This is a genomic window from Guptibacillus algicola (assembly GCF_020171805.1).
Classification (GTDB): Bacteria; Bacillota; Bacilli; order Bacillales; family Guptibacillaceae; genus Guptibacillus; species Guptibacillus algicola.
In genome coordinates this window covers 77347-90725 of sequence record NZ_JAIVAF010000005.1, presented here as the reverse complement: position 1 = coordinate 90725, position 13379 = coordinate 77347, and the positions used below count along the sequence as shown (strand labels likewise).

9 protein-coding genes are annotated in these 13379 nt (G+C 42.0%); 1 reads left to right on the top strand and 8 read right to left on the bottom strand.

Translation table 11 applies throughout. The annotated features are described in order from the left end of the window. Position 1 precedes the first annotated feature (1 nt). The 6 genes from qoxC to LCM09_RS16160 all read right to left on the bottom strand — a co-directional run bounded on the left by qoxC (position 2) and on the right by LCM09_RS16160 (position 8018). The gene (gene qoxC / locus LCM09_RS16185) at positions 2 to 610 is read right to left on the bottom strand and encodes a cytochrome aa3 quinol oxidase subunit III (protein WP_224884054.1); all 609 of its coding nucleotides are present in this window, start codon (positions 608 to 610) and stop codon (positions 2 to 4) included. 14 nt (positions 611 to 624) lie between these two features. Beyond that, positions 625 to 2556, bottom strand: a complete 1932-nt coding sequence (gene qoxB / locus LCM09_RS16180; RefSeq protein ID WP_224884052.1) for a cytochrome aa3 quinol oxidase subunit I — start codon at positions 2554 to 2556, stop codon at positions 625 to 627. 17 nt (positions 2557 to 2573) lie between these two features. Then, positions 2574 to 3554 carry a cytochrome aa3 quinol oxidase subunit II gene (gene qoxA / locus LCM09_RS16175; protein WP_224884406.1) on the bottom strand — a complete coding sequence of 327 codons (981 nt, stop codon included), beginning with the start codon at positions 3552 to 3554 and terminating at the stop codon, positions 2574 to 2576. 347 nt (positions 3555 to 3901) lie between these two features. Then, positions 3902 to 5356 (bottom strand): sucrose-6-phosphate hydrolase, encoded by a 1455-nt coding sequence (locus tag LCM09_RS16170; RefSeq protein WP_224884050.1) that lies wholly within the window; start codon positions 5354 to 5356, stop codon positions 3902 to 3904. Between the two features lie 70 nt (positions 5357 to 5426). Beyond that, positions 5427 to 6821 (bottom strand): sucrose-specific PTS transporter subunit IIBC, encoded by a 1395-nt coding sequence (locus LCM09_RS16165; RefSeq protein WP_224884048.1) that lies wholly within the window; start codon positions 6819 to 6821, stop codon positions 5427 to 5429. Between the two features lie 171 nt (positions 6822 to 6992). Next, complete coding sequence (locus LCM09_RS16160) at positions 6993 to 8018, bottom strand: LacI family DNA-binding transcriptional regulator (RefSeq protein WP_318246528.1); 1026 nt, start codon at positions 8016 to 8018, stop codon at positions 6993 to 6995. 136 nt (positions 8019 to 8154) lie between these two features. Between LCM09_RS16160 and LCM09_RS16155 the strand changes: the two genes are divergently transcribed. Beyond that, positions 8155 to 9552 carry an MFS transporter gene (locus LCM09_RS16155; RefSeq protein WP_224884045.1) on the top strand — a complete coding sequence of 466 codons (1398 nt, stop codon included), beginning with the start codon at positions 8155 to 8157 and terminating at the stop codon, positions 9550 to 9552. Between the two features lie 501 nt (positions 9553 to 10053). Here the strand turns inward: LCM09_RS16155 and LCM09_RS16150 are convergent. Together LCM09_RS16150 and LCM09_RS16145 are read right to left on the bottom strand one after the other, a co-directional pair. Further along, positions 10054 to 11391 (bottom strand): NAD(FAD)-utilizing dehydrogenase, encoded by a 1338-nt coding sequence (locus LCM09_RS16150; protein ID WP_224884043.1) that lies wholly within the window; start codon positions 11389 to 11391, stop codon positions 10054 to 10056. Positions 11392 to 11503: 112 nt separating this feature from the next. Then, on the bottom strand, positions 11504 to 13372 hold the full coding sequence (locus tag LCM09_RS16145) for a cation:proton antiporter (RefSeq protein ID WP_224884041.1): 1869 nt from the start codon (positions 13370 to 13372) through the stop codon (positions 11504 to 11506). Positions 13373 to 13379 lie beyond the last annotated feature (7 nt).

Sequence of the window (13379 nt, the reverse complement as noted above, 5' to 3'; positions counted from 1 at the left end):
CTTACATCACCATCCCTAGTAAATATACTGCTGTGAAAATAAAGATCCATACAACATCAAGAAAGTGCCAGTATAGACTTGAAATGAATACTTTCCTTGACGTATCGGGAGTTAGTCCACGTTGTTTTAATTGAATCAATATGAGCGCGATCCAGGCAATCCCCATTGCTACGTGTGCACCGTGTGTACCCGTTAGTACAAAGAATGCAGACCAGTAAGCGCTCGTTGTTAGTGCTGCGCCTTCATGAATGTAATGAACGAATTCATATATTTCAAAGCCAAGAAACGAAAGTCCTAGAGCAAGGGTAATACCAATCCATAGGAATAGCCCCTTTAATGAATGACGTCTCATATAATGAATTGCTAGTCCACAAGTGAAACTACTTGTTAACAGCAAGAATGTCTCGATTAGTACGCCTTTTACTTCAAATAATTCTGCTGGTACAGGCCCACCGGCTGTACGACCATCTAATACAAAGTAGGTCGCGAACAGCGTAGAGAAAAGCGCGATTTCTGCACCAAGAAAAATCCAGAAGCCGAGGATATTCAGACGACCTGTTTCCGACTGATATTCCAAAGGCGTATTTGGAGAATGTTCAACTGCATCCATATGTCACGCCTCCTTTATTCGGTAGTCTGTTCATGTTTTTCTATTTCTTCTACGCTCACGTAGAAGCCTTTGTCGTAATCAAAAGAACGAATAACCATCGTTGCAAGAACTCCGATAAGTCCCGCAATCGACATCCAATGCCATGAGAACACCATTCCGAAACCAGAGATGAAGAAGAACGTGCTCATGATTACCGGTACACCGGAGTTACTCGGCATATGAATTGGTTTGTATGGTTTTTTCTCTTTTGCTCTTCCTTCTTTCTTTGCGATCCAGTAAGCATCGTGGCCTTTTACTTCAGGCACATGTGCAAAGTTATAGAATGGTACAGGTGCTGCAGTTGCCCACTCAAGCGTTCTGCCATCCCAAGGATCTCCAGTTGTCTCACGTGGTGAGTAACGGAAGCTAAAGTAGATGTTGTAAACAAGAATCAAGAATCCGATTCCCATCAGAACACCACCCATAGTCGCTAGAACATTCAAGCTCATCCATCCATCAGCAGCGCCATACGTATAAACGCGACGCGGCATACCTGCGAGACCAAGGAAGTACATCGGGAAGAAACAAAGGTTAAATCCTGCTACGAAAATCCAGAACGTCCACTTTCCTAATTTCTCATTCAAACGATGGTTGAACATTTTTGGATACCAGAAGTGAAGACCTGCGAAACAAGCATACACTGTACCTGAGATCAATACGTAGTGGAAGTGAGCGACAAGGAAGTACGTATTATGGTACTGGTAGTCAGCTGCAGCCATTGCAAGCATGACCCCTGTAACCCCACCTATAACAAAGTTTGGTATGAAGGCAAGCGACCACAGCATTGCTGTAGTGAACTTTATCCTTCCTTTGTATAAAGTGAATAGCCAGTTAAATATCTTAACACCGGTCGGAACGGCAATTAGCATCGTCGTAATAGAGAAGAACGAGTTAACTGCTCCACCTGCACCCATCGTGAAGAAATGATGCACCCAAACGAGGAAGCTAAGTCCAGCGATCACGACCATCGAGTAGACCATCGCTTTATAACCGAATAGTGTTTTACGTGCAAATGTACTGATGATTTCAGAGAACATACCGAATGCCGGTAGAATAACGATATACACTTCAGGGTGACCCCAAATCCAGAATAGGTTCGCCCAAAGCATCGGCATACCACCATCCATCAATGTGAAGAAGTGGCTTCCAAATAGACGGTCAAATGTCATAAGAGCAAGTGCTACTGTAAGCACTGGGAATGCAAAGACGATGATTACAGATGTAATCAATGATGACCAAGTGAAGATTGGCATCTGCATAAGTTTCATTCCAGGTGCTCTCATTTTCAGTATCGTTACGAGGAAGTTAATCCCTGTTAATAACGTACCGATACCTGCGATCTGTAATCCAAGCAAGTAATAGTTCTGTCCTACACTCGGACTTAGCTCTAGTCCTGCTAATGGAACATAGCTTGTCCACCCTGCAGATGGAGAGCCTCCGATAACAAATGAAATGTTAAACAGCATCGCTCCCATGAAAAATGTCCAGAAACTTACTGCGTTTAGAAACGGATATGCTACGTCACGAGCTCCAATTTGGAGAGGAATGACAACGTTCATTAAACCGATCAAGAACGGCATAGCCATGAAGATAATCATGATCGTACCGTGAGTTGTAAAGATTTCATTATAGTGAGTGGAGTCCAGGAAACCTGCATCTGGAACCGTGAGCTGCGCTCTCATCAAGAGTGCATCTACACCTCCACGAAATAGCATCATAACGGCAGCCATCACATACATAATTCCTAATTTCTTATGGTCAACCGTCGTGAGCCACTCAGTCCATAACCACTTCCACTTTTTGAAGTATGTTAGAACGAATATAACACCGATCAACGTTAGTGCGATCGAAACATCGGCACCATATATGAGCGGATCACCTGTGACGAAAAATTCATCCCATTTCATGGTGTCTTCCTCCTTCCTTAGTGCGACTCAGAGTGAGTGTCTTTATCTTCAGATTTTGAATGGTCATCATGGTCACCATGTCCTTTGTGACTGTCATGATCTTCATCCTCGCTATCTTCATGGTCTTCATGTGAACCGTGTGAATTGTCTTCATCAAGTGGGAGACCATTACGTACTTTTGTTGCATATTCTGCATCCATTGCATGATTTACCCATTCAAGATGCGTCGAGGAGAACGTCATTTCATCTGCATGACCTTTCAACATCAACTCGTTGTATTTTTCTTGCGTTAATTCTGGTGCTTCTTGTGCCTCTTCAACCCATTCAGCATAATCTTCTTCTGTTTCAGCTGTAACGGTAAACACCTGATCTGCAAAGCCTTCACCTGTAAAGTTAGAGTTACGCCCTCGATACTCACCAGGTTCATCTGCTTGTAAGTAAAGTTCAGTCATCATTCCAGCCATCGTATATTCCTGACCACCAAGTGATGGGATCCAGAATGAACCCATGGAATCAGCAGAAGCTAATTTAAACAATATCGGGCGATCTTCTGGTATATGGATATAGTTAACTGTTTCGATATCCTCTTCCGGATAGCTGAACACCCATTTCCAATCTACTGAAGTCGCATGAATGACAACAGGCTCTTTGTGCGCTGTTGCTTCAGGTGGTTCTTCTAACGCATAGATTGTTTTAACGGTAGGGATTGCAAGAGCAATCAGAATAATAATAGGGATAACCGTCCAAATGATTTCAAGAAACGTACTTCCTTCGATATCTGGAGGTTCATAATCAGGGCCACTTTTCCGTTCTCTATATTTCACAAGGATTAGTGTAAATAGAACGAATACGACAACAACGATAAATAACATCAATCCTATGGAGAATAGGATAAGATTTGCTTGTTGCTCCGCTACAGGTCCTTTTGGATCAAGCACAGTTAAGTTGCTACAACCGCCGAGAACAAAAACAGACATGAACATGACGAATGCTAGCATCGACTTTATTCGCTTCACCGCAAGGCCACCTTCCTTTCTTTTCTCTATAGTAAAATCATAAATTCAACTGCTAAAAGACGCTTAATGATAGGGTTTTGCGTTGTTAACTATTATTCTAGCAGGGTGTTTTAAAAAATGTGATAGATATCACAATGTGTCAAAAGTTGCTCAAGTTTTCATCACTTTTTCGACACAATTCATACATACTTTGGTCATATTTGTGGAAGATTTTAACCTTATTGAATAAGATAACGCTTACTAAAAACCCTATCGATATCTTGAGCAGAATCACTCGCTTTATCTAATTACAAACAAAGAGCCTGGTCCATTGACCAGGCTCTTTCTATCTAAACTTTTATATGATTGGAAATATCCCATTTCACAGCCTCGATGTCAGCCTTTCCGTTTGATTTAAAAACAAGGCTGTCATCCTCTTCAGCAGGGAAATAGCGAGATGTGAATACTTCCTCTCCACCGTTTATGAACACTTCGATCGATGAAGAGTCCACATAGAAACGCAGCTCTGAAACGGATTCAATGTGGCAGCTTCTAGATTCTTCACTTCCATCAACAAATCTTCGACGTTTCAACGTAAGAAGCTTTTCAACCGAATCGAACACAATGGCTGCATTATTTCGAAAAGTGATGGAGAAAGAGCCTTCAACATCTTTTACTTTCACGAGCAATTCATAAACTGTTGTATTCCCCTCTTTCCACTCCATTTTCTCATTGGAAAGCGTTGCTTTTTTTACTACTTCGTTTTGGCGCATGTCATCAAGCTCAGCTACTGGCTTTTGAATCAGTTTACCGCCTCGATAGCGAAGCTCTCGTGGAATAGTCAGCGTATGGAGCCAGTGGTGTTTTCTTGTAGGTTGGTGTGCTTCTCCTTGTTCTGGCACACCCATCCACCCTATTAGAAGACGTCTTCCTTTTTCGTCTTCCGTTGTTTGAGGAGCATAGAATTCAAAGCCACGATCGAGCTCCCTAAACGTGTCATGATTAAGGATACCTGTTTCATAGTCAAGCTCCCCAGAGAGATAGCCAGTTTGATAGACGTTTTGATAAGAATAGCCCTCTGCCTCAATGCCTTGAGGTGAAAAGAGCAAAACATCACTACCATCTAATTCAAACAGGTCAGGGCACTCCCACATATATCCGAACTCTCCAAGCTTCTGATGTCTAGAAGCTGTTACATCCCCTTTATACTCCCATCTGGTCAGATCTAGTGATTCAAACAGAACAACTCGACCTTCTTCTTCACTATTCTGCGCGCCAATCACCATAAACCATTTGTCTTCATGCTTCCACACTTTGGGATCTCGAAAATGTGGCGTATATCCTTCAGGTAACTCTAGCACGACACCTTTTTTATCAAAGGTAATCCCGTCACTCGATTCAGCCATACACTGGTAACTTTCACGATTTCCACCTTCGTCCTTTACGTTCCCTGTATAGAAAAGAACCATTTTATCGTCATGAGCAACGGCACTGCCTGAGTAACACCCGTTTTTATCAAACCAGTCACCAGGAGCTAGAGCTGGTGAACGCAGTGTCCAATTCACTAGATCCGTAGATGTGTAATGTCCCCAGAACTTTGCTCCATGTTCTGTTTTAAACGGCATCCATTGAAAGAATACGTGGTAGACGCCATTCCACTGAATAAATCCGTTTGGATCATTCAGAAGTCCGACCGGTGGCATTAGATGAAAAGAAGGAAGATGAGGATCGGATTTCACTACTGCCCCTGCTTTCTCAATTTCTTCCATCGCTAACGCTACTAGTTCCTCATTTCTACTCGTCATATCGATCACCTAACTTGTTCATATTTGTAAAAGGGGAGCCACATTGGTAGACCCCCCTCAGAAATTCGATTTATTTATCTAGCATGCTGTCTTTAAAGCCAAATAACCATGTTAGGACGAATGCGATTGCGATCGCAATTACGTTCACAAGAATATAAAGGAAAATTTGACTGTTCAAGAATAGTAGAGTACCTGGAATAACTGTTACAGCAAGGCCCGTTGCTTTTAATTTAAATAACGAAGCAAGGAAACCTCCAACTGCTCCCCCGATAAGTCCCATAACAAATGGCTTCATGTAACGGAGGTTTACACCAAAGATCGCTGGTTCTGTAATCCCTAAGAATGCAGAAAGTGATGAAGGTAGAGCAAGAGCTTTAAGTTTCTTAGACTTTGTCTTCAACCCAACAGCTAGTGCTGCACCACCTTGAGCAGCTATAGCCGCTGAAATAATCGGGTTAAACGGGTTGTATCCTAGATTCTCAAATAGCTGAATTTCAAGGAAGTTAAAGATATGGTGAACACCCGTAATAACGATAATCTGATGGAAGAATCCAATGATCAATCCACTTAAACCGAATGGAAGATCAAGTATAAAGACTGTACCATCCATAATGTACTCTTCAACAGTGTGGAAGATCGGTCCAATTGCAAAGAGTGATAGTGTAATCATAATCAGTAAAACTAGAAACGGTGTTAAGATTAAATCCAATGATTCAGGGACCATTTTTCGAATACGTTTTTCAAGTTTCGCACCGATTAAACCAGCAACAAACGCTGGAATAACAGAACCCTGGTAACCTACTACCGGAATGAACCCAAGAAATTTAAGAGGCTCAGCATTTCCAGCTGCTACCTCCCAAGCATTCGGGAGTGCTGGGGTTACAAGCATTAAACCAAGTACTAGTCCAATCGTCGGATTCCCGCCGAAGACCCTAAACGTTGACCATGCTACTAGTGCTGGTAGAAAGATAAATGCTGTATCTGTAAGAACCTGTGTGAATAAAACAAAGTTATCTGAAATGTCTCCAGGCGTTAATCCAAACAATGCGAGAATTTCTTCTTGAAGAACAAGTCCGCGTAGACCCATGAATAGCCCAGTGGCAACGAGAGCCGGAATAATTGGAACAAAGACGTCTCCAAATGCCCTGATCGCACGTTGGAATGCAGTTCCCTGTTTCGCCGCTTCTTCTTTTTGTTCTGATTTCGTTGATTCTGCTAAACCTAATGCAGAAACCTCATCAAAAATACGATTGACAGTACCTGTCCCAAAAATAACTTGATATTGACCAGAGTTGTAAAATGCGCCTTTTACTTTCTCAACATTCTCTACTCTCTCTTGGTCGATTTTCTCCTTGTCTTTGACCATAATGCGAAGTCTTGTCGCACAATGAGCCACGGATTGAATATTATCTTCTCCCCCAATGGCTGCAATGACTTCTTCTGCAATCTCACGATTAGTAGCCATTTTTCTAGCCCCTTTCTAATTATCATTAATGTGGTATCGATTCCACGTCGGTCATTTTAATGCGAACGCTTTCAAACGCTCGCTACATTCTTATGAATAAATTCTATATGTGCTTAATGTGTGAACGATTCCACATCGGTAAAAAATATATGACATCGTTTTCATTTGCTACTATACACTATCTCTTTCGATAAGTCTATAACTAAGTTTGATTTTTTTGTCTTCCAAAGTTTTCCCTTTCAACTGCTGTAAGATCAGCTGAGCTGTTTGGCGGCCAGCATCTTCATTAAAGTAATCAACAGTGGATAGTGCTGGTGTTACATGTTTTGAAAGATCAGAAGCACCGATTCCGTATACGGCCATTTCTTCAGGAACCTGAATGTTTCTTTCTCTCAAACATCCTAATGCACCGATCGCCATTCTGTCTGTTACTGCAAAAATAGCAGTTGGCATTTCCGCACATGCCGTTAACCGTTCTGCAGCTTCGTATCCAGATTCGAACGTGAAGTCACCATACTGAATCCAGTTATTATCGACAGTAAGGTTATGTGTCTTCATCGCATCTTTGTACCCCTCTTTACGAAGTACACCTACTGCGTGATCACTTTCTTGTACACCAATGAACCCAATGCGCTCGTGACCTTTAGATATAAGTGACTCTACAATAGAATACGACGCATGATAGTCATCATACATGACAGAAGTCACTCCTTCTAATTCTTGTCCAAGAGCTACAAAAGGAATATTCGTTTCATTTATCGTGTTCAACAGTTCTTGATTGCGATTTGTAGCGAGTAATATTATCCCGTCTACTTGTCTGCTTCTTAAGAGCTTAATATTTTCGATTTCTTTCTCTGGTTTTAACTGTGTATTCGTAAGTAAGATTTGATACCCATTATCAGCTAATTCTTCTTCAATTCCATTGACCACTCTACTTGCAGTTTCAGTACTGATCCTTGGAAGAATGACACCGATCACACCAGAACGCTTCGTCCTCATCGTTTTCGCATGGGCGCTCGGAATATAACCCATTTCTTGGACTGCCTTCAAAACCTGCTCTCTTGCTTCCTGACTTACGTAGCCATTGTCATTTAATACGCGAGATACGGTTGTTCTAGAAACGCCTGCCCGTTTTGCTACATCTTTGATGGTCGTCATATTCTTCACCCCTTCCGCCTGAATTTCCATTCTAATCATAATAGATTATCTGTTTTTTGTCTATAACTGGTAAAATCGTTTCCATGAGGCTAGTTAATTTACATCAGTACCGTTCCATTCTATTATAAGGTGGGTCATTATTATTTCGAGTTCCTAAATAGAAAGAAGGGTATTCATGCCAGATTCACATATAGGGAATGAATTCACACCAAGTGAAAGAAAACGACTGATTATCTTGGTGTGTACAATTCTTGCCTTTGCCGTTATGAACGGAACGATGTTTAACGTTGCGATTCCCGATATTGCGGCTGCATTTGACTTAAGTCCATCTGAGGTAAGCTGGGTTCTAACAGGATATATTTTAGTTTTCGCTATAGGATCACTTATGTATGGAAAGCTTGCAGATATTTATCCTATTAAGACATTGTTCACGATTGGCATCGCCATTTTTGCCACCGGAGCATTTATTGGTTTTATATCGCCGAATTATGAAACGCTCCTTCTCGCTAGACTTTTACAAGCTGCAGGTGGCGCCACGATCCCTGCTTTAGCATTTATTGTTCCCATTCGCTTTCTTCCAAATGAAAAAGGTCGAGTGTTTGGACTAATCTCCTCAACTGTTGCATTCGCTTCAGGTGTAGGTCCTATTATTGGAGGTGTTGTGGGAGGAACGATGAATTGGCGTTTCCTTTTCCTCTTCTCGGTAGCAACAATTTTTGCTATTCCATTGTTTCGTAAATGGTTACCTCATGAAGAAAAACGAAAAGGCACAGTCGATATACCTGGAGCGTTATTGATGGCTGCTTCAGTAGCAGCATTGCTCATCTATATTACTACTTTCTTCTGGTACTTACTTGTATCATTCGTAGTATTATTTGGAGTGTTTCTTTACAGGACATTCACAATCGATAAACCGTTTATCGATCCACTCATTTTAAAAAATACAAAATACACAATCACAGCACTTACAAGCTTTCTCGGGACTTCTGCACTCTTCGGTCTGATTTTCGTTATACCAATCATGTTGAGAGACTTAAACGAGCTATCGACTTTAGCCATCGGTCTCGTCCTGTTCCCTGGTGCTATGGCTGCCGGGTTAATTGGCCAAATTGGCGGTAAACTTATTGAACAAAAGGGTGCTACGACCGTTGTGAGGATTGCACTGGTTCTCATCGCCAGCGGAACCTTTTTCATATCGACCTTTTCAGGCTACGCAGCTTGGGTGATTGTACCTTGTCTCCTTATTGCGTATCTTGGGTTCCCTCTTATTCAAAGTTCAACTGCCGATTTGATTTCGACGATTTTACCTGATCACCAAAACGGCGTTGGAATGGGAGTTTTCAACTTACTCAACTTTATGGCTGGCGCCTTTAGTTCAGCTATTTTTGGTCGCCTGCTGGACATGTCTAACGTGTCCTTATCGCTCAATCCACTCTCTAAATTAGGAGACAACCTTATCTATAGTAATCTCTATATCGGTTTAAGTCTTATCGCTTTAGTGGCTTTGAGTGTATTCACCTTGAAATTCCGATTAAATAAAGAAAAGAAACTGTCTGAACGACCAGTTTCATAATCCATTAGACCGGCCTAAATTTGGCCGGTCTTAGGTTGTCGAAAAAGTATTAAGGACCATTCGCCACCGATAGGGTAGTGATTTCCTTTTCAGGATGCTCGCTTTCCGCGGGGCGGGCGGTGAGTCTCCTCGTCGCTTTCAAAACGCTCCTGTGGGGTCTCACCTGTCCCGCATGTCCCGCAGGAGTCGAGCATCCTTCCGCTCCAATCAACATTAATATGTGTTCCTGAAAACAAGACAAAAGCAAAGTAAATTACTTCAGAGAAATAAAGCGAAGAACTACTTCATTATAATCGGTCGGAACGTTTGCTTCGATTGATTGCAACCTAGTAGGAGTGAATACCACTTGACCCCCGTGGAAAACGGGCGTTCGAGACTCGGAGTGGACGGCTTTTTGTCCGCGACGAGGCTCGGGCGTTCGTCCACAGGAATCTTGTGGTATTCAAACTCCTACGGCATAGGGAACACAATAATCAGGTTTTTCTACAAACTGAGACCGGCCTAATTTTGGCCGGTCTTTGATATATGTTCCGCTGTATACAGACCACTTGCTGCTGCCTGCGACAGTGAATGTGTTTCCCCTGAACAATCACCGATTAAATATAGGCCGTCCACCTCTGTTTGAAACCAGCGGTTTGTTTTGATTTTTGGCTCATAAAATTTACCGTCCATTCCATAAAGTAGTGTATCGGGATCGATCGTCTCACCAAGAAGACTCTCTAATGACCGTAAGAATTCTTGTATGGCCGTTACATACTTACTAGGAACTTCTTCATTCAGAATCCCTGGTTCTGCTGACAGTGTTGGTTTGATCCTGTTACGCATTAGCTTTTGATCATCCGTTTCGACGCTATTATGCAAATCTTCAAGACGCTGTACAACGATTCGGTCTCTCCCTCGATTAATTCCACCAATGATACGCTTGGCAAATTCATCTGCTTCATGTTTGGATTTAAAAAACGAAGGCACGAACAGAGTGAAATTGAGGTTATTGCTCAACCCTTTTTCACGTTGATTCTGACCATCCGCCATCACGAGGCCATGTTGAAACTTCCGAATGATACGACCGTTTGGATTCATGCAATATGTCGTAGCTTCATAAGTAGATCCTTTTACATAAAGCTTCGTTTCAAAGGTTTCCTTTAGAATATGCTGAAGCTGATCTCCTCTCATCTCAACGCGAATACCTAAGTCAACACGAGAAGGACCAGGCTTCAATCCCAACGTCTCACCCTTTTCCAACATCCATTCACTACCACTACTGCCAGTTCCGAACACAACTTTATCCGAGTGGAAGGTTCCTCGACTCGTTTTGATAAAAAACTCATTATGCTTAGTAACTTCTATCACATCAGCTTCAAATACGAAATCAATTTTACTTTTCAAATAGTCATATATGTTTTGGAAAACTTCAGTTGATCGTTTTGTTCCTAGATGCCTAACAGTAGTTGTCAGCACTTTTAGACCATGTTGTTCAGCTTCTTCAGCTAATTGGGGATTATGGGTACGATAACTCTCTACAGCATTTCCTCCATACGTACAGATCAGCTCATCTACTTGCTCCATAAGCTTCATGGCTTGCTCACTTCCAACCTTCAGACCAAGATTACCTCCAAAGTCATTCGTATAGTTGAATTTTCCTTCAGATTTTCCTAGTCCAGCAAATCCTATGTATTGGTCACACACTTCACATCCGCATCCATCACCTTTACAAGAACGCTCATGAAGCTTTTTACCTTTGTCGATCATCACTATCTTATAATCAGGGTGTAGCTCCGTAAGTTTATGAGCCATAAAGATTGCGCTTACTCCTGCTCCAATAATAACGACATCATACATATTACCCCTCCGCTGCCTTCTCTTTACATCAGCATACCATAAGGTAGTTTTCCTCATTCTATAAGTGATTAGGTGACTAGGGATTCTTGATTAAAAAAAAGATTCAAAACCGTCATTCCTGACGGTTCTGAACCTTATCCTCTTCATTTCGTTGTTTTTCAAGTTTTTGTTGAATCCGATTAAACTCTTTACTAGGAGGCATTAGACTAACAACAACATCTCCTGCCTCACCTCTTACCTCTGAGTCATGTGAGAAGAAGTCGAGTTTTCCTGAAGGTTTCTTGATGAACAGTTGGACTGTTTCTTCATCAATCTCCTCTAAATATTGATCATAATTATATTGCTGAGTAATGTTTGTTTTACGAAGGACGTAGCCACTTTCTACTTTTCTATTCAAGTGTTCCCACGTAGCACCTTCTTTGAATGCAATCCGTCCTCCAATTGTATGAACGAGCTCCTCAATATCATCGCCTCTATCACTTCTTAGGCTGAGTTGATATAGATTGTTTCTCCCGATTTCTGGAACAAACGTGGTGCAAACTAATGCATTGTATGAATCCAGTTCAGTAGCTGCAAGCATATATTCATACGGAGTCAAATCTAATCGATATTCAGTTTGCTCGGAGAGAATTTCTCCTCGATAAAAAGGAACCCCTGCTTTTCTAGCTGTTATCAACCTTTTCCATGACGAATCGGTGATTAACACAGGTATTTTCAGCTGCTGAAGCGTGCGTGAAAGAGCGGTACTGAAGGAGCTTCCTCCAACAATGACCACACCTGGCTGCTCATCACTTGCGAGATTTAGTTTTTCAGCTGTCCATCGAATGGAGAACCCATGGACAACAACTGTCGCAAATACGAGCGCAAATGTAAGTGAAATCAATATCTTCGCATCTTCAAATCCTGCTTCAAGAAGGACGCTCGCAAAGTAACTTGCAACTGTTAAGGCTACGATACCTCGCGGTGCAATCCACCCGACAAGGGTTTTCTCCTGCCAGGAGAGATCGGTCCCAATCGTGGACAGCCAGATGGAAAGAGGTCTTACGATAAAGAGCATCAATAATACAAACGCTAAGATTTGCCACTGGAATATTTCTAACAGTGTTTCAACAGATAGCGATGCCGTTAGCATGATAAAGATTGTTGAGATCAATAAAACAGAAATATTCTCTTTAAAGTGCCTCATATCATCGATCGACGAGATATGCATATTGGCAATCGTAATCCCCATTGCCGTTACTGCCAGTAATCCTGTTTCGTGTGCGATTTCATCCGCTACGGCAAAACACAGAATAACGACACCGAATACAACCGGAGATTTCAAGAATTCAGGAACGTACCCCTTCTCGAACATCCACCCTATTCCACGTCCGCATAAGAACCCGAATAGTGTCGCGAACAGTGATGCTAGGAAGAAGAGAAGAAGTACAGTTGGCGTAGCTTCTTCAAATTGAAGAAACTTGATGATTTCAAACGCAAATACCGCAAGTAGTGCACCGAGCGGATCTACGATGATTCCTTCCCATTTTAATATCTTAGCTGGCCTTGGCTTAAGCTTTGCCTGTCTTAATAGCGGAAGGATAACCGTTGGACCGGTCACAATGAAAAGTCCTCCTATAACGAAGGCAACTCCCCACGATAGTCCAGCTACATAATGGGCTGACAGTGATCCAAGTAACCATGCGAGAAATGCCCCGGCTGTGACGATTCTTCCAACCGGTCTACCTAGCCCCTTTATTTCACGAAAATCTAAATTCAAACTTCCTTCAAATAAAATAATAGCGACTGCGATAGAAACAAACGGATCAAATAGATCACCAAACACGTTATCGGGATGTAATATACCAAAGATCGGACCCACAAGCAGACCGATTATTGACATCACTACGATGGCTGGCATGTTAAATCGCCATGCAAACCACTGTGAAAATACACCGAGGACGCCAACAAGCATAATATTAAACAAAATTGAATCTACCACAGGCAGC